19 protein-coding genes are annotated in these 20,539 nt (G+C 70.1%); 13 read left to right on the forward strand and 6 right to left on the reverse strand.

The genetic code is table 11. The annotated features are described in order from the left end of the window. Positions 1-139 precede the first annotated feature (139 nt). The 5 genes from ACWFRJ_RS38745 (at position 140) to hutH (ending at position 6,218) form a co-directional block, all read left to right on the forward strand. Positions 140-1,057 carry a biotin--[acetyl-CoA-carboxylase] ligase gene (locus tag ACWFRJ_RS38745; protein ID WP_453542317.1) on the forward strand — a complete coding sequence of 306 codons (918 nt, stop codon included), beginning with the start codon at positions 140-142 and terminating at the stop codon, positions 1,055-1,057. A gap of 216 nt (positions 1,058-1,273) precedes the next feature. Continuing rightward, positions 1,274-2,458: an adenylate/guanylate cyclase domain-containing protein gene (locus tag ACWFRJ_RS38750; protein WP_453542320.1), complete on the forward strand. Its 1,185-nt coding sequence runs from the start codon at positions 1,274-1,276 to the stop codon at positions 2,456-2,458. 103 nt (positions 2,459-2,561) lie between these two features. After that, on the forward strand, positions 2,562-3,359 hold the full coding sequence (locus tag ACWFRJ_RS38755; protein ID WP_453542323.1) for an enoyl-CoA hydratase/isomerase family protein: 798 nt from the start codon (positions 2,562-2,564) through the stop codon (positions 3,357-3,359). Positions 3,360-3,432: 73 nt separating this feature from the next. Next, positions 3,433-4,593 (forward strand): diguanylate cyclase domain-containing protein, encoded by a 1,161-nt coding sequence (locus ACWFRJ_RS38760; RefSeq protein ID WP_453542325.1) that lies wholly within the window; start codon positions 3,433-3,435, stop codon positions 4,591-4,593. 86 nt (positions 4,594-4,679) lie between these two features. Beyond that, positions 4,680-6,218, forward strand: coding sequence for a histidine ammonia-lyase (gene hutH / locus ACWFRJ_RS38765; RefSeq protein ID WP_453542588.1), 1,539 nt, complete (start codon positions 4,680-4,682; stop codon positions 6,216-6,218). 72 nt (positions 6,219-6,290) lie between these two features. On the opposite strand, the gene ACWFRJ_RS38770 is transcribed toward hutH, so the two are convergent. The 3 genes from ACWFRJ_RS38770 to ACWFRJ_RS38780 all read right to left on the reverse strand — a co-directional run bounded on the left by ACWFRJ_RS38770 (position 6,291) and on the right by ACWFRJ_RS38780 (position 8,086). Beyond that, a complete protein-coding gene (locus ACWFRJ_RS38770; protein ID WP_453542328.1) occupies positions 6,291-6,917 on the reverse strand; it encodes a PepSY domain-containing protein in 627 nt (208 codons plus the stop codon). A 114-nt stretch (positions 6,918-7,031) separates the two neighbouring features. Then, positions 7,032-7,220, reverse strand: coding sequence for a DUF397 domain-containing protein (locus tag ACWFRJ_RS38775; RefSeq protein WP_453542331.1), 189 nt, complete (start codon positions 7,218-7,220; stop codon positions 7,032-7,034). Positions 7,221-7,234: 14 nt separating this feature from the next. Further along, complete coding sequence (locus ACWFRJ_RS38780) at positions 7,235-8,086, reverse strand: helix-turn-helix domain-containing protein (RefSeq protein WP_453542334.1); 852 nt, start codon at positions 8,084-8,086, stop codon at positions 7,235-7,237. A gap of 213 nt (positions 8,087-8,299) precedes the next feature. Here ACWFRJ_RS38780 and ACWFRJ_RS38785 point away from each other — a divergent pair, with 213 nt between their 5' ends. Together ACWFRJ_RS38785 and ACWFRJ_RS38790 are read left to right on the forward strand one after the other, a co-directional pair. Further along, the gene (locus ACWFRJ_RS38785; RefSeq protein WP_453542337.1) at positions 8,300-8,803 is read left to right on the forward strand and encodes an ATP-binding protein; all 504 of its coding nucleotides are present in this window, start codon (positions 8,300-8,302) and stop codon (positions 8,801-8,803) included. A gap of 83 nt (positions 8,804-8,886) precedes the next feature. After that, the gene (locus ACWFRJ_RS38790) at positions 8,887-9,483 is read left to right on the forward strand and encodes a Uma2 family endonuclease (protein WP_453542591.1); all 597 of its coding nucleotides are present in this window, start codon (positions 8,887-8,889) and stop codon (positions 9,481-9,483) included. Between the two features lie 50 nt (positions 9,484-9,533). Here the strand turns inward: ACWFRJ_RS38790 and ACWFRJ_RS38795 are convergent, their stop codons facing one another. Then, the gene (locus ACWFRJ_RS38795) at positions 9,534-10,280 is read right to left on the reverse strand and encodes a TetR/AcrR family transcriptional regulator (RefSeq protein ID WP_453542340.1); all 747 of its coding nucleotides are present in this window, start codon (positions 10,278-10,280) and stop codon (positions 9,534-9,536) included. A 162-nt stretch (positions 10,281-10,442) separates the two neighbouring features. Between ACWFRJ_RS38795 and ACWFRJ_RS38800 the strand changes: the two genes are divergently transcribed. Next, positions 10,443-11,720, forward strand: coding sequence for an MFS transporter (locus ACWFRJ_RS38800; RefSeq protein ID WP_453542343.1), 1,278 nt, complete (start codon positions 10,443-10,445; stop codon positions 11,718-11,720). A gap of 35 nt (positions 11,721-11,755) precedes the next feature. Here ACWFRJ_RS38800 and ACWFRJ_RS38805 read toward each other — a convergent pair whose 3' ends face one another. Further along, positions 11,756-12,094: a hypothetical protein gene (locus tag ACWFRJ_RS38805; protein ID WP_453542346.1), complete on the reverse strand. Its 339-nt coding sequence runs from the start codon at positions 12,092-12,094 to the stop codon at positions 11,756-11,758. Between the two features lie 110 nt (positions 12,095-12,204). Between ACWFRJ_RS38805 and ACWFRJ_RS38810 the strand changes: the two genes are divergently transcribed. From ACWFRJ_RS38810 to ACWFRJ_RS38830, 5 genes are all read left to right on the forward strand, one after another. After that, positions 12,205-12,579, forward strand: coding sequence for a hypothetical protein (locus ACWFRJ_RS38810; protein WP_453542349.1), 375 nt, complete (start codon positions 12,205-12,207; stop codon positions 12,577-12,579). A 247-nt stretch (positions 12,580-12,826) separates the two neighbouring features. Continuing rightward, positions 12,827-14,101 carry a L,D-transpeptidase gene (locus ACWFRJ_RS38815; RefSeq protein ID WP_453542352.1) on the forward strand — a complete coding sequence of 425 codons (1,275 nt, stop codon included), beginning with the start codon at positions 12,827-12,829 and terminating at the stop codon, positions 14,099-14,101. Between the two features lie 165 nt (positions 14,102-14,266). Continuing rightward, positions 14,267-15,769 carry an ABC transporter permease gene (locus ACWFRJ_RS38820; RefSeq protein WP_453542355.1) on the forward strand — a complete coding sequence of 501 codons (1,503 nt, stop codon included), beginning with the start codon at positions 14,267-14,269 and terminating at the stop codon, positions 15,767-15,769. A 68-nt stretch (positions 15,770-15,837) separates the two neighbouring features. Further along, positions 15,838-16,524, forward strand: a complete 687-nt coding sequence (locus ACWFRJ_RS38825) for an ABC transporter ATP-binding protein (protein WP_453542358.1) — start codon at positions 15,838-15,840, stop codon at positions 16,522-16,524. Between the two features lie 120 nt (positions 16,525-16,644). Continuing rightward, positions 16,645-20,001 (forward strand): S8 family peptidase, encoded by a 3,357-nt coding sequence (locus ACWFRJ_RS38830; RefSeq protein ID WP_453542361.1) that lies wholly within the window; start codon positions 16,645-16,647, stop codon positions 19,999-20,001. An 18-nt stretch (positions 20,002-20,019) separates the two neighbouring features. Here the strand turns inward: ACWFRJ_RS38830 and ACWFRJ_RS38835 are convergent, their stop codons facing one another. Further along, entirely contained in the window at positions 20,020-20,397 is a 378-nt protein-coding gene (locus ACWFRJ_RS38835; RefSeq protein ID WP_453542364.1) for a YybH family protein, read from the reverse strand. Positions 20,398-20,539: the final 142 nt, after the last annotated feature.

Below are 20,539 nucleotides of genomic sequence, written 5' to 3' on the forward strand. Positions count from 1 at the left end.
TCCCTGCCTGCTCAAAGGGGCGACTGGCGGCTTGCGACGGTGGCTTGAGGCTGCTGTGACTCGCTTGCTACTGACTCGTAGGGTAGCTGCGTGTATACGGTTCGGCAGTGCGGCGTTTACCACACCTAAGGTGGCTTGCATGACGCCGCGAGATGCTTCAGACGATCCTTCGGACACTCCTTCCGGTACGCCGTCGGGCGTCCCTGACGACAGCCGCTGGTCCGACCTCGAAAGGCCGCCCCTGAACGCCGCGTCGCTGCGGCGCGCGCTGGTGCGGGACGGGAGCCTGTGGACCTCCCTGGACGTGGTGCCCGCGACAGGGTCGACCAACACGGATCTGGCCGCACGAGCCGACGAGCTCCCCGAGGGCGCGGTCCTCGTCGCCGAGGAGCAGAGCTCGGGGCGCGGCAGGCTCGACCGCCGCTGGTCGGCGCCCGCGCGCTCCGGTCTCTTCTTCTCCGTACTCCTCAAGCCGGGGCCCGCGGTGCCGGTCGAGCGGTGGGGGTGGCTGCCGCTGCTCACCGGGGTCGCCGCCGCCACCGGTCTCTCGCGGGCGGCCGGGGTGGACACGGCCCTCAAGTGGCCGAACGACCTCCTCGTGACGGTCGGCGGGGAAGAGCGCAAGGCGGGCGGGATCCTCGCGGAGCGGGCCGGTTCGGCGAAGGGAGGCGGCGGGGGCGTGGTGGTCGGCATCGGCATCAACGTGACCCTGCGCGCGGACGAGCTCCCGGTGCCCACGGCGGGCTCCCTGGCGCTGGCCGGGGCGACCACGACGGACCGGGACACGGTGCTGCGTGCGGTGCTGCGTTCGCTGGAGCAGTGGTACGGGGACTGGCGCGCGGTGGAGGGCGACCCGGCGGCATCCCGCCTCCAGGAGACGTACGCGGCGGGCTGCGCGACCCTCGGCCGCAAGGTCCGCGCGGAGCTGCCGGGCGACCGCTCGATCATGGGCGAGGCGGTGGCGGTGGACGGCGACGGCCGCTTGGTGCTTGCCACGGGGGACGGGGTGCAGGAGCCGGTGGGGGCGGGGGACGTGGTGCATCTGAGGGGGGTGTAGGAGCCCGGGGTAATCGGGTGGGTGGGAAAGCTTGTTCGTTCAGGTGAGGATGCGGGGCAAACGGGCGGGTGGGCGCGAAAGGTGTGTTCGTCAGCGCACCCACGGGGGACCCACAGTTCAAGGCGCCCCGCCAGGAAAGGCGTGAGCTGCGGCACACCTGCCGTAAAGTTGGCGCCGGTCGATACCTGACCGCGGCAGATCGGAAGGGCAGCAGGCGTGACCGTCGACGACACGGGCTCCGGGGCGGGCGATTCCGCTCCCGACGGCGAGTCCGGACGTACCGCTGGGTCCGCCGGGTCCGCCACCCATGCGTTCGACTCGATGGACTCCGGGGACGAGAAGCCCGGGGACCAGGAGAAGGACCCCCTCGCCCTGCGCCTCGAAGGGCTGATCCTCGGCGCGGACCGCCGCTACACCCCGTTCCAGGCGGCCCGCAGCGCGGGTGTCTCCATGGAGCTCGCATCGCGCTTCTGGCGGGCCATGGGCTTTCCCGACATCGGCCAGGCCAAGGCCCTGACCGAGGCGGACGTGCTCGCGCTGCGCCGCCTCGCCGGTCTCGTGGAGGCGGGGCTGCTCAGTGAGGCGATGGCGGTGCAGGTGGCCCGGTCGACCGGGCAGACCACCGCCCGCCTGGCCGAATGGCAGATCGACTCCTTCCTGGAAGGTCTGACGGAGCCGCCCGAGCCGGGCATGACCCGGACCGAAGTGACGTACCCCCTGATGGAGCTGCTCCTGCCCGAGCTGGAGGAGTTCCTCGTCTATGTCTGGCGGCGGCAGCTGGCCGCCGCGACCGGCAGGGTCGTACAGGCCGCGGACGACGAGGAGATGGTCGACCGGCGGCTCGCGGTCGGTTTCGCCGACCTCGTCGGCTTCACGCGGCTCACGCGGCGCATGGAGGAGGAAGAACTCGGCGAACTCGTCGAGGCCTTCGAGACCACGGCCGCCGACCTGGTCGCCGCGAACGGCGGGCGGCTCATCAAGACCCTCGGCGACGAAGTCCTGTACGCCGCCGATGACGCGGGCGTGGCCGCGGAGATCGCGCTGCGGCTCATCGAGACCATGGCCAACGACGAGACGATGCCCGAGCTGCGCGTCGGCATCGCCTTCGGCACGGTCACCACGCGCATGGGCGACGTGTTCGGTACGACGGTGAACCTCGCGAGCCGCCTCACGTCGATAGCGCCCCGGGACGCGGTCCTCGTGGACGGGGCGCTCGCGGAGGAGCTGACGCGGACGGGGCAGGCGCCGGCCTCTGAGACCGAGGCTGCGGAGGCGGCCGAGCTGGCGGAGAAGGAGGGCTTGGAGTCGCCCTCTTACCGCTTCGCGCTGCAGCCCATGTGGCAGCGGCCCGTGCGTGGTCTCGGCGTCGTCGAGCCGTGGCTGCTTGCCCGGCGGAGCTGAGCCCGCCTCCCCGAACCTGAACCACCCTTCCCGTCGCCCCGCACCGGTGACATGATCCTCGTGCAACGCGATAACGGTCGTTAACCGGACGTGGAGGAAAGCAATGGGTGCCGAGCAGCGGTTCGGGGAATTCGTCAGCGTCAGGCGGCACGCCTACGTCGCCGAGCTCGTCCTTGACCGGCCCAAGGCCATGAACGCCGTGTCCACGGACATGGCCCGCTCCATCGGCGCCGCCTGCGACGCCCTCGCGCAGGACGGTGACGCCCGCGTCGTGGTCGTCACGTCCACCCATGAGCGGGCGTTCTGTGTCGGCGCCGACCTGAAGGAGCGCAATTCCTTCTCCGACGCCGAGTTGGTGCGCCAGCGGCCCACGGCGCGGGCCGCCTACACCGGCGTACTCGAACTGCCCGTGCCGACAGTCGCGGCCCTGCACGGCTTCGCGCTCGGCGGCGGGTTCGAGCTCGCGCTCGCCTGCGATCTCATCGTCGCCGACCCGACCGCCGTGGTCGGACTCCCCGAGGTGTCGGTCGGCGTCATCCCGGGCGGCGGCGGTACGCAGCTGCTTCCGCGCCGGGTGGGCGCGGCCCGCGCCGCCGAGCTGATCTTCACCGCGCGGCGGGTGGAGGCGACCGAGGCGCGGGAGTTGGGGCTCGTCGACCAGCTGGTGGGTGAGGGTGAGGACCGTACGGAAGCGCTCGCGCTCGCCGCGCGGATCGCGGGCAACTCGCCCGTCGGACTGCGCGCCGCCAAGCGTGCCCTGCGGCTCGGTCACGGGCTCGACCTGCGCGCCGGTCTGGAGGTCGAGGACGCCGCCTGGCGCTCGGTGGCCTTCTCCGGTGACCGGGCGGAGGGCGTGGCCGCGTTCAACGAGAAGCGGAAGCCGAACTGGCCGGGAGAGTGACGGAGACACCCCTTCCGCACTCTCCGTAATGTTCCGATCGCCCAAAATGTCGTAAATCTCCTAGCCTGGGGAGATGGGAGAGGACGTTCGGCTGCGGGCCGTAGTCGTGCTGGCGCAGGGGATGGCCGCCGCGCACACTCCGCGTGAGTCCTGGCGGGCGGCTGCGCGCGGCGCGTGCCGTGCCCTTTCGGGGAGTTTCGCGGCCCTGTCCGTCTGGGAGCGCGACCTCGGGCGGCTGCGGGTGCTCGTGAACGTGGGCGAACGCGCCGAGGGAGAGGAAGAGTTCCCGGAGCGTGAGGCGTATCCGGTGAACCAGTTCCCGGAGATCACCGAGTTCCTGCACGAACGCTGGGCGGGCGGCGGCGAGCCGCACGCCTGGGTCGAGACGGCGGGCGGTCCCGCGGACATCACGGCTCCGGGCTACTGCCACCAGCGCGTCGCCGCCCTGCGCAGACGGGGCCGCGGCTGCTGCGTGGTCGCGCCGATCGTGCTGCACGGGCGGGCGTGGGGCGAGCTCTATGTGGCGCGCCCGGTGGGTGCGCCGGTCTTCGACCGTGCGGACGCGGACTTCGCGACGGTGCTCGCCTCGGTGGTCGCGGCGGGCATCGCGCAGACCGAACGCCTGGAGGAGGCCCGCCGCCTCGCCTTCACCGACGCCCTGACGGGCCTGGCCAACCGGCGTGCGGTCGATCTGCGCCTGGAGGAGGCGGTGGAGCGCCACCGTAAGGACGGGGCGGTGGTGAGCCTGGTCGTGTGCGACGTGAACGGCCTCAAGCGGGTCAACGACACCCAGGGCCACGCGGTCGGCGACCGGCTCCTCGAACGCTTCGGCTCGGTGCTCTCCCTGTGCGGGGCGATGCTGCCGGGGACCCTGTCCGCGCGGCTCGGCGGGGACGAGTTCTGCCTGCTCTCGGTGGGGCCTTCGGCCGACGAGGTGGTGCGGGTCGCGGACGAACTGTGCGTCCGGGCGGCCGAGTTGGAGCTGGGGGACGGTGTCGCGTGCGGGGTCGCCTCCACGGAGGACCCGATCGGCGAGGTCCGCTCCGCCCGCCGTCTGTTCCGGCTCGCGGACGCGGCCCAGTACCGCGCGAAGGCGGCGCGCGCGCTGAAGCCGGTGGTCGCGGGGCGCGAGGGCGCGGACGACCCGGTGGTACGGCTCGCGAACTCGGAGGGTTCGCGCCCGGCGGGCGAGAGGCGCCGCTTCCGGGGCCGCGGTCCTGAGTCACGGTCCTGAGTCGCGGGGTGGCGAGCGGTAAGAGGCTCAGGCCGTATCCGCCCGTGACACCTGGCGATTCAGTCCGTACTCTGCTGAATATGGATATGCATACCGTGGTCCTGGGGACGTCCGGGACGACCGCAGCGGACGTCATCGCCGTCGCGCGCGGCAACGCCCGGATCGAGCTTTCGGCCGAAGCCGTGACCGCCCTCGCCGCCTCGCGCGAGATCGTCGACGCCCTCGCGGCCAAGCCCGAGCCCGTCTACGGCGTATCGACCGGCTTCGGCGCCCTCGCCACCCGGCACATCGGCCCGGACCTCCGCGCCCAGCTGCAGCGCAACATCGTCCGCTCGCACGCGGCGGGAATGGGCCCGCACGTGGAGCGCGAGGTGGTCCGCGCGCTGATGTTCCTGCGTCTGAAGACGGTCTGCTCCGGCCGTACCGGCGTACGCCCCGAGGTCGCGCAGACCATGGCCGACGTCCTCAACGCGGGGATCACGCCCGTCGTGCACGAGTACGGCTCGCTCGGCTGCTCCGGCGACCTCGCGCCGCTCAGCCACTGCGCCCTGACGCTCATGGGCGAGGGCGACGCCGAGGGCCCCGACGGTGAGCTGAAGCCCGCGGGCGAGCTGCTCGCCGCGCACGGCATCACGCCGGTCGAGCTGCGCGAGAAGGAGGGCCTCGCTCTCCTGAACGGCACCGACGGCATGCTCGGCATGCTGGTCATGGCCCTCGCCGACCTCGACGCCCTCTACAAGTCCGCCGACATCACCGCGGCCCTCACCCTTGAGGCGCTCCTCGGCACCGCCAAGGTCCTCGCCCCCGAGCTGCACGCCATCCGCCCGCACCCGGGTCAGGGCGCGTCCGCCGCCAACATGGCCGCGGTCCTGGCCGGTTCAGAGCTCACCGGCCACCACCAGGACGACGCGCCGCGCGTGCAGGACGCGTACTCGGTGCGGTGCGCGCCGCAGGTCGCGGGCGCCGGACGCGACACCCTCGCCCACGCCCGCACGGTCGCCGAGCGCGAGCTCGCCGCCGCCGTCGACAACCCGGTGGTCCTGCCCGACGGCCGCGTCGAGTCGAACGGCAACTTCCACGGGGCGCCGGTGGCGTACGTCCTGGACTTCCTCGCGATCGCCGCCGCGGACCTCGGCTCGATCACGGAGCGCCGCACGGACAGGTTGCTGGACAAGAACCGCTCGCACGGGCTCCCCCCGTTCCTCGCGGACGACGCGGGCGTGGACTCGGGCCTGATGATCGCCCAGTACACGCAGGCGGCCCTGGTCAGCGAGATGAAGCGCCTCGCGGTCCCGGCGTCGGCGGACTCGATCCCGTCCTCCGCGATGCAGGAGGACCACGTGTCGATGGGCTGGTCGGCGGCCCGCAAGCTCCGTACGGCGGTCGACAACCTGACCCGCATCGTCGCGATCGAGCTGTACGCGGCCACGCGCGCGGTCGAACTCCGCGAGGGCCTCACGCCCGCCCCCGCGACCCGGGCGGTCATCGAGGCGATCCGCAAGGCGGGCGTCGAGGGCCCGGGCCCGGACCGCTTCCTCGCCCCGGATCTGGCCGCGGCGGACGAGTTCGTACGTTCCGGCGCGCTGCTCGACGCGGTCGAGCCGGTGACGGGCCCGCTGGCCTAGCGGCGGCATTTCGTACGTTGCCGGGGGCGTCGTGAGTTACTGACGGCGCCCCCAGCGCATGGTGACGGTGCGTCAGTCGCGGTCGACGTGCTCGTGGGTGATGTCGCCCTTGACGGCGTCGATCTCGAAGTCGGTCTTGTTCCAGTCCTTCGTGACGACATCGACGGACCAGACGAGAGAGCCGTCGTCCTTGTCGTCGAGACCGACGGAGGTGACCGTGCCCTTCGTCTTGTCCACGGCGGTCTCGGCCGCCTGCTCCGGCGACTGCTTGACGCGGGAGAGCCAGTCGGCCGTCTCCTTCTTGTCGTCGGCGTCCCGGTCGCGCTCGGGCTCGGACTTGAGCACCTTGCCCGAGACGGCGTCGATGCGGACGGTGTGCGAGGTCCCGTCCTTCTCGGCCACCTCCGCGACCCACTGCGGCCCTGCGGCGCCGGCGCTCGCGCTGGGACTGGGGCTCGCGCTCGCGGCGTCATCGTCGCCGTCATCGTCCTTGACGTCGTCCGCGCTCTTCAGCTCGAGGTCGGTCAGCTTGCTGCCCTTGACCTCGTCCACCGCGGTGGCGGCAGCCTTGTCGCCGCTGTCCTCCCCGCAGCCCGTCACCAGTGCCGCTGAGGCCACGAGGGCGCACACGGCACCGACGAGACGAAGCTGACGGGCACGCGGGGCGCCGCTGTTCCTGCGCGGGGCATCGATTCTCATACCGGCATGCCTAGCCGCCCGCCCGCCCACCCATGTGGTCCGACACCCAGGCTCACCCGATCGACGACACGGCACCGGGTCCGATGCCCGGTCACCGGGGATTGCAGGAATGTGTCAGGGGTGGGTTCCGGGGGTGCGTATGTGGGATATCAGGGCTCGGAGCTGGCGGGGGTCCGTGGTGAGGATCGTCTCGGGGGTGTCGCTCTCGCGGAGGTGGACCGTTCCGTCGGGGGTCGTGGCGACGTGGACGCAGGCGCTTGCCTCTTGGCAGTACGAGGACTTCTGCCAGTTCAGGTTGGTCATGGTTGCTCCCCGGGTCAGAGTTCGTTCGCGATGCGCTGGATGAAATCGCGTGATGCTGTGGAGTCGAGCGCTGTGTCCTCCATGCGGTCCAGAAGCAGCGCGTACTTGTGAACCTGGGCTTCGGCGTCCAGGAGCAGAGCCCCATGGGACTGGTCCAGTTGCACGGTGTCGAGTTGGGGCACTGGCCCCGAGTAATAGCCGATGGACTGGCCGGAGCCGGGAAAAACACCGTGGGTGAAGGGGATCACCCGCAGGGTGACCTCCTTGCGTTCGCTCATCTCCGTGAGGTGCTTGAGCTGCTCGCGTGTGGTCGTGGTACCGCCGAACTGCATCCGTAGGGCTGCCTCGTGGATGACGGCGCTGTACGGGGTGGGGTGCTCTCGGTAGAGCACCTCCTGGCGTTTGATGCGGAACGAGATCCGGTGTTCCACATCGGGTGGCGACAGGCGTGGCACGGAGCCGTCGAACAGTGCCCTGATGTAGCCGGGGGTCTGCAACAGACCGGGGATGTGCAGGGCGTTGGAGATGCGCAGTGCGGTCGCGTGGTGCTCGGACTCGACGAGGTCGAGCTGCGAGGCGGAGAGGGTTTCGCGGTACTCCTCCCACCAGCCGCGCTTGCGGTGCGCTGCCATGGCGACGAGCGCGTCGACGAGTGGCTCGTCGGCGCAGTCGTAGTGCTGGGCGAGGGTGCGGATGCGCTGCTCGCTGAGGCCGAAGCGGCCGGTTTCGATATTGCTGATCCGGGCCTGGTTTGCGCCGATCAGCTCGCCTGCGGCGCGAGCGGTCAGGCCGGCGCGCTCGCGGAGTTTACGCAGCTCGACGCCCAGGCGGAGCTGGCGTGCTGTGGGCGTTTGCCGTGGCGGCATTCTCTTGCACTCCCTTGCCGTGCCCTGTCACCCACACGGATGGAACGTAGGATGCATACGTGGATTTCGTAGAAACCATTCTACGGCCGCCGCTACGGTGAGAACCGAGCTGCTGAACCGCTCGCCCCCGGAAGCGCACCGCAAAGCCGCGGCAGGCCACCGCAGGGCGTCGCGTGAAGAGCGAACCAAGTCCCTTCACCGCAGGAGGCGTTCATGGTCACCGTATCCCCGCCCCAGCCCCCGGCGCCCGCCCCGTGGACGTACGCCCTCCATCTGCCCCGTGACCCCCGCGCCCCGCGCATCGCCCGCACCACGCTGCGCAGCGTTCTTGTCACGCATGGCCTGGGTGAACTGGCCGACACGGCCGAGTTGCTGACCTCCGAGCTGGTGACCAATGCGTACAGCCACAGTGCCGGCCCCGCAGCCCTGCGGCTGCGGCAGCTGGATCGTGGGCGCGGGCTGCGCGTCACCGTGTGGGACACCGATCCGCATATTCCGCCTCCCTTCGACCGGGGGAGAGGGGCAGGCGTGGGGACGGGGGCGGAGTCATCTCGCGTCGCCCCGGTCGACCGGGAGTGCGGGCGCGGGCTCTTCCTCGTATGCCACTACGCGGACGCGTGGGGTGGCCACCCCCTCGGCGACGACCTCTTCGGGCGGGGCGGAAAGCTGCTCTGGTTCGAGCTGGGGCAGCGGCCCGTACTGGCGGTCGTGGGGTGACGGGACAGGCCCCGGCCTTCCTCCGGCGCTACCGTGGAGGCAGCGATACGCCCTGTAGTCAGTGGAGGACCGCGGTGACCACCATGATCGAGCGGCCGGCAGAAGCTATAGACGCCCCTTCGGACGGGTCCTTCGCGGACATGCTCCGGATCGTCGAGAAGCTGGACACGCCTGACGGCTACAAGGCCGAGCTCATCCGGGGGAAGATCGTCGTGTCGCCGTGGTCGAAGTTGCGCTACCTCCGTCCGATGCGACGGCTGCGCAAGCAGGTGGAGGATCACGTGCCGGAAGGGCACGTCGCGGAGACGTCGCCCTTCCTCTTTACGTTTCCTTCCTCCGGGCGCGGCTTCGGTCCGGACTTGTTTGTCGCCGACGAGACGGCCTTCGAAGCCGACGGCCGTCACGCCGACGGTGCCGCCCTCTCGCTCGTAGCCGAGCTGACGTCCGTCTCCACCAAGGACGTGGACTGGCTGGACAAGCTCGACACGTACGGCCGCGTGGTGCCCGTGTACCTGGTGCTCGACATGCAGGCGGAAGAAATCACCGCCTTTTGGGACCCCTCACCGAAGGGCTATCGGTCCCGCACCACGGTCCCCTTCGGCGAGCAGCTGCACGTGCCCGAGCCCTTTGCCTTCGAGCTGGACACCTCGGACTTCGTCGCTCAGCAGGCCCCTCAGTAGATCAGTAAGCCGGCCCGCCGATCAGGTACGGCGTAGTGCCGACGCCGTCCTCACCGTGCCCGGCCGGCGAGGCCTTCCGTCAGGACGTCCATCGCGAACTCGAACAGGGCGTCCGGTGATTCGGCGGCCAGCTCCTGGCTCGCCCGGCGCAGATGGGGCAGCTCGTCCCCGGAGTCGGACCGCAGCCATGGGGGCGGGACCTGCTCCAGGTCGGCGGGGTCGAGGTCCGGGGGCGGGCGGTCGTACGCGCGGTCCTGCAGTTCCACGAAGCCGACGACGAGCCGGATGGCCTCCATGCACGCCAGATAGGCGTCGCGCGGGGGCAGGCCGACCTCGGTGAAGAAGCCGATGAGCCCGTCGACGTTCCGCAGCATGGCCGGGTCGCGGGCCATGGTGATGTTCTCGCTCAGGGCGAGGGTGGTCATGCCCGGGTGGCGCCGGTAGTGGGCGCGCAGATCCCGGAGGTATCGCCGGAGGGAGTTCCGCCACTCGTGCGCGTCGAGCGCCGGCGGCTGCCAGCGGGCCTCGAAGACTTCGGCGGCCACGGTGATCAGATCCCGCCGGTCCGCCACGTAGTTGTAGAGGGCCCGGGGCGAGACGCCAAGCTCGTTCGCGAGGGAGCGCATGGTCAGTTCGGCGGCCTGGTGGTCGCCGAGGAACTCCAGCGCCGCCTGGCCCACGCCGTCGCGGGTGAGGGTGGCGCGGCCCTTGCGGTGGGTGGGGCGCTGCCTGGTCCGGGGGGCGGCGGTGGGGTCGGGCGTGGGCGCGGGGTCGGTGTCCGGAGTCTCGCTGTGCATCGCCACTGACGGTACCGGGCACCTGCGACGGCGCGGGCGGTGACGGTCGCTCCCTTGAACTTCACACACGTTGACTTTAAGCGGGCGTCCCGTCAGAGTGATCCAAGTAAGGCTGCCCTCACCTGGCCTCCGCCCTCCGACCGCCCCTCCCTGGAGCCGCTCGTGCCCCGCCTGTCCGGCCTGTCCGGCCTAGCCATGGACGTCACCCCCCTCCGCGACAACCGCGACTTCCGCCTCCTCTACGTGGGCTTCCTCGGCGCCCTCGTCGGCACTCTGATGACCAGCGTCGCGGTGGCCGTCCAGATCTACGACCTCACCGGCTCGCCCCTCCAGATCGGCCTCGTCAGCCTCGCCCGCGCCCTCCCGCTCGTCGTCGGCGTACTCATAGGCGGTGTACTGGCCGACCGCCGCGACCGCAGGACGCTCATGCTCGTGACCCGCCTCCCCCTGACGCTCGTGGCGGCGGCCCTCATGGTCAACGCCCTCGTGCCGCACCCCCAGCTATGGGTGATCTACACGGCGACCGGACTCACCGGCCTCCTCGCGGGCCTCGGCGGACCGGCGATGATGGCGGCGATCCCTGCCCTCGTGGGCACCGAACGCCTGGCGGCGGCGGGCGCGTTGACGGCCGCGTCGACCCAGCTTGCGGCCCTCGTCGGCCCCGCCGTCGGTGGCGTACTCATCGCGGGACCTGGCCTCGCCGCCTGTTTCGCGGTGGACGCGGCCGGGTTCCTGGTCTTCTCCGTCGCGCTGCTCTTCGTACGTCCGCTGCCCCCGGCGAAGGCCGCCACGGGCAAGGGGGTCCGGCAGGCCTTCGCGGCCGTGGCGGACGGGGTCCGGTTCGTCCGGGGGCACCGGCTCATCGTCGGCCTGCTTCTCATCGACGCCGCCGCGATGGTCTTCACGATGCCGCAGGCGCTGTACCCGGTCCTCGCGGACGAGCAGTTCGGCGGCGGTCCAGGAGTGGTGGGCCTGCTCTACGCCGCCCCGGCGCTCGGCGCGCTCGTCGGCGCGGCCACCAGTGGCTGGACGGCGCGCGCGGGCGGGCACGCGCTGATCGGGGCGGTGCTCGTGTGGGGCCTCTCACTGACGGGCTTCGGCATGACGTCCTGGCTGCCCCTGGCCCTGACCCTCCTGGCCCTGGCCGGGCTCGGCGACCTGATATCCGAGACGCTCCGCTCGGCCCTGCTCCAGCACGGCACACCCGACGAACTGCGCGGCAGGGTCAGCAGCCTCTGGATGGTCCAGGCGACGGTCTCCCCGGCCCTGGGCAACGCGGCGGTCGGCTTCCTGGCGGAGCTGACCAGCGCGCGGGCGGCCGTGATGGCGGGCGGACTCGTGTGCGTGACGGCGACGCTGCTCGTCGCCGCGGCGTTCCCCGCACTGCGGGCGGCGAGGCTCGGCCCGCCGATCGGCGAGCCGGACCCCGTCCGTCAGTGAGCCGCGCCCACTCCTCAGTGAGCCGCGCCCACCCCTCAGTAAGCAGGCCCCTGCCGCTCCCGTCGTACGGAATACGCCACGAACCCCGCCCCGAGGCCCAGGAACGCGGTCCCGCCGATCAGGTACGGCGTCGTATCGACGCCCGCTCCCGTGTCCGCGAGATGGGCCTTCGCGGGGGCGGCGGCGGTCGTGGCGGTGGTGGTGGTGTCCGATGACGGAGTCGCTCGGCGCTGTTCGGTGTGGACGACCTGCTGGGAATCAGGGGCCGTCGGGGATCTGAACGTTGCCGTCGCGTTCGCGGAGGGAACGAACCAGAGGGCTCCGAGCAGGGCCCCCGCGGCGGTGGCGGTCAGCAACGATCGACGTGCGGACACGGAATCGGATCCCCCTTGTGGCGCTGGCGAATTGGCCGTGTGGGGCGATGGTAATGAAAGGCGCGGGTCGTGGGAAAGTCGCGGGGGCCCCGGGTCGTACGCTCCGACCCATGAGCACACCTGAGACATCACGTTTTGTACGGCTCCGCGTCGAATTGGTGGTCGAGGTCGACGACTCCGGCGACCTCGCCGCATCCGCCCTTCGCCGCATCGCGGATGACGAGCACATGCCCGCCGAGGAGCGTCTGCATGCCGAGACGGCCGTCAAGGAGGACGACGCCGAGGCCCTCGCCTATCTGGTTGATCCGTTCGACCTGGTCAGCCAGCTGCCCGGTGTCGAGCTCTCGCAGGCTTCCTGGAGCAGCGAGCAGATCGACTACGACCCCGATTCGCCTGACTGGGAGGGTGACGAGGATGATGATGACAGTGGGGACGATGACGACACGGACGCGGGCACGGACGGTGCCGGTGGCCGGGGGCTGTAGGGCATAGACGGAAAGCAGTTCGTCCGGCGGATGAATACCGGACGAAAAAAACGGAACCCGTAGCCCCGGACGGCAACCGCCGCCCGGGGTTCCGTCGTCTCAGAGGTGCACGGCTGTCACCGGCGCATCGCTTGACGTGGTCTTCCCCACATCTTCGGCGGAAGTGGAACGGGACGAACCGGGCAGGACGTTATGCGGGACTGCGGGGACTCTCGGCGTTCTTGGCGTGTTGGTGAATTCAGCAACGATGGAGAAGCGTGTGATGACGGACAGTAGGCGGCAGCGCGGGCGGCGCAAGGGTCTCGCGGCCGTGTCCGCTCTGGTCGGCGGCGTCCTGGTGCTCTCGGCCTGCAGCAGCGACGACGGCGACAAGAACAGTGCCGGCGGCAAGGAATCGCAGAACCAGGTCGACGAAGCAGCTGCCAAGAAGACGTCCGAGGCCGACATCAAGATCGCGCCCAAGGACGGTTCCGACAACGCGGGCATCAACAACGCCGCCGTGGTCAAGGTGAGCAAGGGTTCCCTGACGGACGTCACCATGACGACCGACAAGGGCACCGCGGTCGAGGGGCAGATAGCTGCCGACAAGAAGAGCTGGAAGCCCGGCGGCCAGCTCGAGCGCGCCACGACGTACAAGATCAGCGCCACCGCGAAGGACTCCGACGGCCGCAAGGCCCACGAGAACTCCAAGTTCACGACGGTCTCGCCGAAGAACAGCTTCATCGGGAACTTCACGCCCGAGGACGGATCCACGGTCGGCGTGGGCATGCCGGTGTCGATCAACTTCGACAAGGCGATCACGAACAAGAAGGACGTGCAGTCCCACATCACGGTGTCGTCGAGCAGCGGCCAGGAAGTCGTCGGCCACTGGTTCGGCAACAACCGCATCGACTTCCGCCCCGAGGACTACTGGAAGGGCAACTCCACGGTCACTCTGAAGCTGGCCCTCGACGGCGTCGAGGGCGCGGACGGCGTCACCGGCGTCCAGCAGAAGACGGTCCAGTTCAAGATCGGCCGCAACCAGGTCTCCGTCGTCGACGCCAAGACGAAGCAGATGAAGATCATGCGGGACGACAAGGTCATCAAGACCATCCCGATCTCCGCGGGCTCCCCGGAGAACAAGACGTACGAAGGCAAGATGGTGATCTCCGAGAAGTTCAAGGAGACCCGCATGGACGGCGCGACCGTCGGCTTCACGGACGGCGACGGCAAGGGCGAGTACGACATCAAGGACGTGCCGCACGCCATGCGCCTGTCCCAGTCGGGCACGTTCATCCACGGCAACTACTGGGGCGCCAAGTCCATCTTCGGCGGCGCCAACACCAGCCACGGCTGTGTCGGCCTCCAGGATGCCAAGGGCGCGGGCGACAAGAGCACCCCGGGCGCCTGGTTCTACGACAACTCGATGGTCGGTGACGTCGTGGACGTCCGGAACACCGGCGACAAGACGGTCCAGCCCGACAACGGCTTCAACGGCTGGGTCATGGACTGGGCACAGTGGAAGGCCGGTTCGGCCGTCTGAGCCGACCTGGACAGACCTTCGCGCCTATGCGCGGCAGCGGCCCGCATCCCTGAACAGGGATGCGGGCCGCTGCCGTTCGGGCTTCTCATCGCCTCTCGTCGCTTCTCATCCTTCTCTTATGCCGCCCTTATCCGTTCATCACGGTGCGTACTTAGCTTCACGCACATGTTCTTCACCTACCTGAGGCGCGAGCTGCGCCGCCGCAGAAAAGCGGCCCTCGTCGTGGCCTCCGGGCTCGCGCTCGGTATCGCGCTCGTCATCGTCGTCAACTCCGTGTCGTCCGGCATGGAGCAGGCCCAGGGCAAGGTCCTCCAGTCGCTCTACGGGCTCGGCACGGACATGACCGTCACCAAGGCGGCCACTCCGGCCAAGGAGGGCAGCGGTCAGACCGAGGGGCGTCCGCGCTTCAAGTTCGACGCCAAGGATGCCGACGACGAGGACGGCAAGGAGCAGAGCAGCGACCGCGTCATGGTGCAGGGCTTCCAGACGCTGTCCTCGACCACCGTCGCGAAGGTGGACGGCCAGGACGGTGTCGCCGACGCCGTCGGCGGGCTGAGCCTTCAGGTCATGAAGGTGAACGGGCAGTTCGAGCGCGGGCAGTTCGAGCAGGCTCCGGGCTCCACCGGCAAGGGCGAGCGGCCCGGCGGTGGCGGTAGTGGCGGCGGCAGCGATCAGCAGGAAGGGCAGGTGCGCGGCGGAGGCGCCGACTTCGACGTCGACTCCTACAGCGTCTACGGAACCGACGTCAGCAAGCTCGACCTGGGTCCGCTGACCTCATCCCGGATCAGCAAGGGGCGTACGTTCACGGGGACGGAGTCCGACGCCAAGGTGGCCGTCGCCGACGCCTCGTACGCCAAGGAGAAGAAGCTCTCCGTGGGTGACACCGTCACGATCTCCGGCACCAAGATCAAGGTCGTCGGTGTCGCGACGCCCGACAGCGGTGACGCGGCGGCCAATCTCTATCTGCCGCTCAAGCGGGCGCAGACCCTCGCCGACTCGAAGAACAAGATCACGACGGTGTACGTCAAGGCCGCGGACTCGCAGCAGATCGACGCGGTCAAGAGCGCCATCCAGAAGAACGTCTCCGGTACGACCGTGACCACGTCGGCCGACCTCGCCGACACCGTCTCCGGCTCGCTCTCCACGGCGTCCGACCTCGCCTCCAGCGTCGGCAAGTGGCTCTCCATCGCCGTGCTCGTCGCGGCCTTCCTGGTCGCGGGCCTGCTTACGTCGTCGGCGGTCAGCCGTCGCGTACGGGAGTTCGGCACGTTGAAGGCGCTCGGCTGGAAGAGCGGCCGTGTGACCCGGCAGGTCATCGGCGAGGCGGTCGTCAACGGCCTGGTGGGCGGAGTGCTCGGCATCGCCGTCGGCCTCGGCGGCGCGTATGTGGTGACGGCGATCAGCCCCACCCTGACGGCGGAACTCGGCTCGGCCGGCGGGCAGTCGGGCGGCGGCATGGGCGGCGGACCCGGCGGTGGCGGCCCCGGCGGCGCCCTGCGCGAGTCCGCGTCGAAGGCCCTCGACATCTCGCTGACCGCGCCGGTCAGCGCCACCACCATCGTGCTCGCCGTCGGCCTCGCCGTGGCCGGTGGCCTCATCGCGGGCGCCTTCGGCGGCTGGCGTGCCTCGCGACTGCGCCCCGCGGACGCCCTGCGCCGCGTCGAGTAGGCGGCCTTCAGCGACCGTCGCGCATCGAGCACGCGGCCAACCCCCTTACGTATCGCAGGAGTCACACCATGTATCAGCTCAAAGGCGTCACGAAGCAGTACCGCAGGGGCAAGGAGACCGTCGACGCGCTCGCCGGAGTCGATCTGGCCATCGGTGACGGCGACCGGCTCGTCATCCAGGGTCCGACCGGCGGCGGCAAGTCCACGCTCCTCCAGATGCTCGGCGGGCTCGACAGGCCGACGTCCGGCAGCGTCGAACTCGACGGCGTCGACCTGGCCGCGCTGCCCGAGGCACGGCTCACCAAGGTCCGCGCCGAGTCGATCGGCTTCGTCTTCCAGTCCTTCAACCTCATCCCCACGCTCAGCGCCCAGGAGAACGTCGAGACGGCGCTCGTCCCCCTTGGCCTGCGCGCGGCCGACCGCCGCGAACGCGCCGCCGACGCCCTCGCCTCCGTGGGCCTCGGCGAACGCCTCAGCCACCTGCCCGCCGAACTCTCCGGCGGCCAGCAGCAGCGCGTCGCCATCGCCCGCGCCCTGGTCAAGCGGCCGAAGGTACTGCTCGCCGACGAGCCGACCGGCAACCTCGACGAGTCGATGCGCGACGAGATCATGGAGCTGCTCGAAGGTCTCTGGAAGGAGCACGGCCTCACGTTCGTGATGGTCACGCACGACAGCGCGATCGCCAGGAAGGCCCCGCGCCTCGCGACGATCAAGCGCGGGCAGATCAAGGTCACGGAGCAGGCCGCCACACAGTGACCAAACAACCAACTCGTCACTTCTGACGCACTATTGAGCAGATGTTCGACTCTGAGTAATACTTCCTCGTCCAGGGGGCGGGAGCCCCTTTGAGCTCCAGGGGGAGACTTGCGCAGAAAAGTGAAGAGAGCCTACGGGGCCACGATCGCCGCAGCGGCGGCCGTGGCCCTCGCCGCGGGCATGACCAGCCCGGCGTCGGCGGCGAAGCAGTCGCCGGACGCCACCGCGGCAGCCGCACAGGCGGCTGCCGTACAGGCGGCGGGCCTCAAGAGCGCCGAACAGGGCACGCACCGCGTCACCCTCATCACCGGCGACCGTGTCACCGCAGACTCCAAGGGGCGCGTCATCGCCTTCGAGCGGGCCAAGGGGCGGGAGCGGATACCCGTACTGACGAAGCGCGTCGGCGGTCACACGCTCGTGATACCGGCCGACGCGCAGCGCCTGATAGCCACCGGCAAGCTCGATCAGCGCCTTTTCGACATCACCGAGTTGAGCAAGAAGGACAACCGCAGGGCCCAGAAGAAGGGCCTCAAGCTCATCGTCGGCTACAAGGGAGCGGCCGCCGGGGCCAGGTCCGATGTGCGCGCCGCGGGTGACACCGAGGTCCGCAGGACCCTGAAGTCCCTGAACGCCGACGCCATCACCACCCCGAAGCAGGACGCCGCCGACCTGTGGTCCGCGCTCGTCGCCGACAAGGGCGGCGCCACCGCGTCCGGCGTCAGCCGCGTCTGGCTCGACGGCGTCCGCAAGGCCAGCCTCGACAAGAGCGTGCGGCAGATCGGCGCCGACAAGGCGTGGGCTGCCGGGTTCGACGGCAAGGGCGTCAAGGTAGCCGTCCTGGACACCGGCGTCGACGCCACGCACGCCGACCTGAAGGACCAGGTCGTCGGCGCGAAGAACTTCACGACGGCGGCGGACGCCACGGACCACTACGGTCACGGCACGCACGTCGCCTCCATCACGGCCGGCACCGGCGCGAAGTCGGGCGGCAAGTTCAAGGGCGTGGCGCCCGGCGCCAAGCTCCTGAACGGCAAGGTCCTCGACGACACCGGCTACGGCGAGGACTCCGGGATCATCGCGGGCATGGAGTGGGCGGCCGACCAGGGCGCCGACATCGTGAACCTGAGCCTCGGCGGCGGCGACACCCCCGGTGTCGACCCGCTCGAAGCCGAGGTCAACAAGCTCTCCGCGGACAAGGGCGTCCTCTTCGCGATCGCGGCGGGCAATGACGGGGAGCCCGGTTCCGTCGGCTCCCCGGGCAGCGCGGACGCGGCCCTGACCGTCGGCGCCGTCGACGACAACGACAAGCTCGCCGACTTCTCCAGCCAGGGCCCGCGCGTCGGTGACGGCGCCATCAAGCCCGACGTCACCGCGCCCGGCGTGGACATCACCGCCGCCGCGGCCCCCGGCAGCGTCATCGACCAGGAGGTCGGCCAGAACCCCGAGGGCTATCTGACGATCTCCGGTACGTCGATGGCGACCCCGCACGTGGCGGGCGCCGCCGCGCTGCTCAAGCAGCAGCACCCGGACTGGAAGTACGCCGAGCTCAAGGGCGCCCTTACCGCGTCCACCAAGGGCGGCAAGTACACGCCGTTCGAGCAGGGTTCGGGCCGTATCGCCGTCGACAAGGCCATCAAGCAGTCGGTCGTCGCTGAGCCGGTGTCCGTCGGCTTCGAGAAGCAGCAGTGGCCGCACACCGACGACAAGCCGGTCACCAAGAAGGTGACGTACAAGAACCTCGGCAAGGATGACGTCACCCTCGACCTGTCGGTGACGGGCACCAACCCCAAGGGCGCCGCGGCTCCCACGGGCTTCTTCAAGCTCGGCGCCAAGACGGTGAAGGTCCCCGCGGGCGGCACCGCATCGGTCGACCTGACCACCGACACCAAGCTCGGCGGAACGGTCGACGGCGCGTACTCCGCGTACGTCGTGGCGACCGGCGGCGGGCAGTCCGTGCGCACGGCGGCCGTGGTCGAGCGCGAGGTCGAGTCGTACCAGCTGACGCTGAAGCACATCGGGCGCGACGGACAGGCCCCGCAGTACTACGACAGCGACCTGGAGGGTCTCTCCGGACTCGCCGCCCAGAAGTCCTTCAACCCCTACGACGCCTCGGGCACGGTCAAGATCCGTGTCCCCAAGGGCGGTTACGTGCTCAACACCAGCATGTACAAGGACCCGAGGGACTTCACCAAGGGCGCCGACTGGCTCGCCCAGCCGAAGCTGAGCATCACCAAGGACACGACGGTGACGCTGGACGCCCGTAAGACGAAGCCGGTCGACATCACGGTCCCGTCGGCGGGCGCCAAGCCGTTCTTCGCCTCGCCCGACTACACACTCGACGTGGCGTACGGCAGCTACTCCTTCGGCTGGTGGCTCGACGCGTACACCGACTTCCGGACCGCGCACCTGGGCCCGCAGGTCACCGACGGCTCGCTGCACCAGCAGTGGGACGGTCACTGGGTCAAGGGTGACGACGCCGAGTACAACACCGTGGCCGGAGGCAAGGTCAAGCAGGTCGCGACCGGCTACACCAAGCACTACAAGGCATCCGACCTCGCTACGGTGAAGGCGAACCTGGGCGCGGCGGCCAAGGACAAGAAGGGCACGATCAGCGCCCTGGGCTACCTCCCCGGCAGCTCGGGCGGCTCCTCGATCAACATCCCCCAGGCACTGCCCGGCACCCGGACGATGTACCTGTCCACGGCCGACAGCGTGAAGTGGGGCCTGAACTTCGAGCAGCGGACCGGGGTCGACCCGGACGGCTGGCCGATCGTCGACGCGGCCTACACGCTGGGCGCCGCGCAGAAGTTCACGGGCGGCAAGAGCTACGAGAAGACGTTCAACACCGGTGTCTTCGGCCCCCGTATCGGCGGCGAGTACGGCGTGTCCCGTGACGGCAACGAGATCGGCGGCTATCTGCCGCTGTTCGCCGACGGCAAGACGCACGCGGGCTCCTCGCTCTTCTCGTCGGTGAAGACGACCCTCTACAAGGGCGCCACCAAGATCGGCGAGAACGACGACCCGCTGCTCGGCGGCGCCACGTTCAAGGTCCCGGCGGCCGACGCCGAGTACAAGCTGTCGACGTCCGTGAAGCGCAGCGTCAAGGTGGCGGCTGCCTCCACCCGTATCGACGCGAGCTGGACGTTCCGCTCCAAGAAGGCCGACAACGCGAAGCTGCCGGTCTCCACGGCGCGGTTCGCCGCGGCGGTCGACCTGGGCAGCAAGGCCAAGGCCGGTGCGACCCAGTCCGTGCCGGTGACCGTGCAGGGCGCGGCTGCGGGCGCGAACCTCAAGTCCCTCGCCACGTACGTGTCGTACGACTACGGCCAGACCTGGAAGAAGGTCACCGTCAGCGGCGGCAAGATCAAGGTCAAGAACCCGGCCGCGGGCAAGGCGATCTCCTTCCACGCCAAGATCACGGACAAGAAGGGGAACAAGTCGACGCTGTCGATCTACAACGCGTACTACGGCAAGTAGAACGCTACGGCAGGTGAGTTAGCCGTTGTCGCGGGGCGCGGCGCCGAAAGGGCTGTCGATCACGTATCGCCAGTGTCCGTCGGCGCCGCGCCTCGCCACGTCCGTGGCGGTGGACTTCACGACGCCCTCGATCTCCCAGTCGACCACCAGCAGCGCTATGTCGCCGGAGACGTGCACGTGGCGGGGGCGTACGGAGAGGGGGAGCCCGATCGCGAGGAACGGCCGGTTCGCCTCGGTGATCTCCGCGATCCCGTGGACCGGTGTCCCCGACTCCGGCACGAAGGCGGCGCCCGCCTCGTACAGCTCGTGCACCGCCCCCGGATCGCCGCTGTTGAACCGCTCGGCGAAGGCCGCGGGAACATCTTCGGCGCGGGTGGGCAGGGGTGGGTGAAGCATGTAACCCTCCTGGTGAGGCTCGGTTGCGGGCCACAGTAGGAGGGGCTCTCGTGACTCACCGAACGGTAAGCCAGGGGGTGGGGCAGGGGCCGGGGCCGAGGCCGGGTCAGGGGCAGGGGCTTCCGGACGATCCCCGGGCGCG

Source organism: Streptomyces sp. NPDC055239, assembly GCF_053606205.1.

Excerpts from the sequence above, each read along its gene's own strand:
- ACWFRJ_RS38745 (WP_453542317.1), top strand. The coding sequence starts at position 140 with ATGACGCCGCGAGATGCTTCAGACGATCCTTCGGACACTCCTTCCGGT.
- ACWFRJ_RS38755 (WP_453542323.1), top strand. The coding sequence starts at position 2,562 with ATGGGTGCCGAGCAGCGGTTCGGGGAATTCGTCAGCGTCAGGCGGCAC.
- ACWFRJ_RS38760 (WP_453542325.1), top strand. The coding sequence starts at position 3,433 with ATGGGAGAGGACGTTCGGCTGCGGGCCGTAGTCGTGCTGGCGCAGGGG.
- hutH (WP_453542588.1), top strand. The coding sequence starts at position 4,680 with ATGCATACCGTGGTCCTGGGGACGTCCGGGACGACCGCAGCGGACGTC.
- ACWFRJ_RS38770 (WP_453542328.1), bottom strand. The coding sequence starts at position 6,917 with ATGAGAATCGATGCCCCGCGCAGGAACAGCGGCGCCCCGCGTGCCCGT.
- ACWFRJ_RS38775 (WP_453542331.1), bottom strand. The coding sequence starts at position 7,220 with ATGACCAACCTGAACTGGCAGAAGTCCTCGTACTGCCAAGAGGCAAGC.
- ACWFRJ_RS38780 (WP_453542334.1), bottom strand. The coding sequence starts at position 8,086 with ATGCCGCCACGGCAAACGCCCACAGCACGCCAGCTCCGCCTGGGCGTC.
- ACWFRJ_RS38785 (WP_453542337.1), top strand. The coding sequence starts at position 8,300 with ATGGTCACCGTATCCCCGCCCCAGCCCCCGGCGCCCGCCCCGTGGACG.
- ACWFRJ_RS38790 (WP_453542591.1), top strand. The coding sequence starts at position 8,887 with ATGATCGAGCGGCCGGCAGAAGCTATAGACGCCCCTTCGGACGGGTCC.
- ACWFRJ_RS38795 (WP_453542340.1), bottom strand. The coding sequence starts at position 10,280 with ATGCACAGCGAGACTCCGGACACCGACCCCGCGCCCACGCCCGACCCC.
- ACWFRJ_RS38810 (WP_453542349.1), top strand. The coding sequence starts at position 12,205 with ATGAGCACACCTGAGACATCACGTTTTGTACGGCTCCGCGTCGAATTG.
- ACWFRJ_RS38815 (WP_453542352.1), top strand. The coding sequence starts at position 12,827 with ATGGAGAAGCGTGTGATGACGGACAGTAGGCGGCAGCGCGGGCGGCGC.
- ACWFRJ_RS38820 (WP_453542355.1), top strand. The coding sequence starts at position 14,267 with ATGTTCTTCACCTACCTGAGGCGCGAGCTGCGCCGCCGCAGAAAAGCG.
- ACWFRJ_RS38825 (WP_453542358.1), top strand. The coding sequence starts at position 15,838 with ATGTATCAGCTCAAAGGCGTCACGAAGCAGTACCGCAGGGGCAAGGAG.
- ACWFRJ_RS38835 (WP_453542364.1), bottom strand. The coding sequence starts at position 20,397 with ATGCTTCACCCACCCCTGCCCACCCGCGCCGAAGATGTTCCCGCGGCC.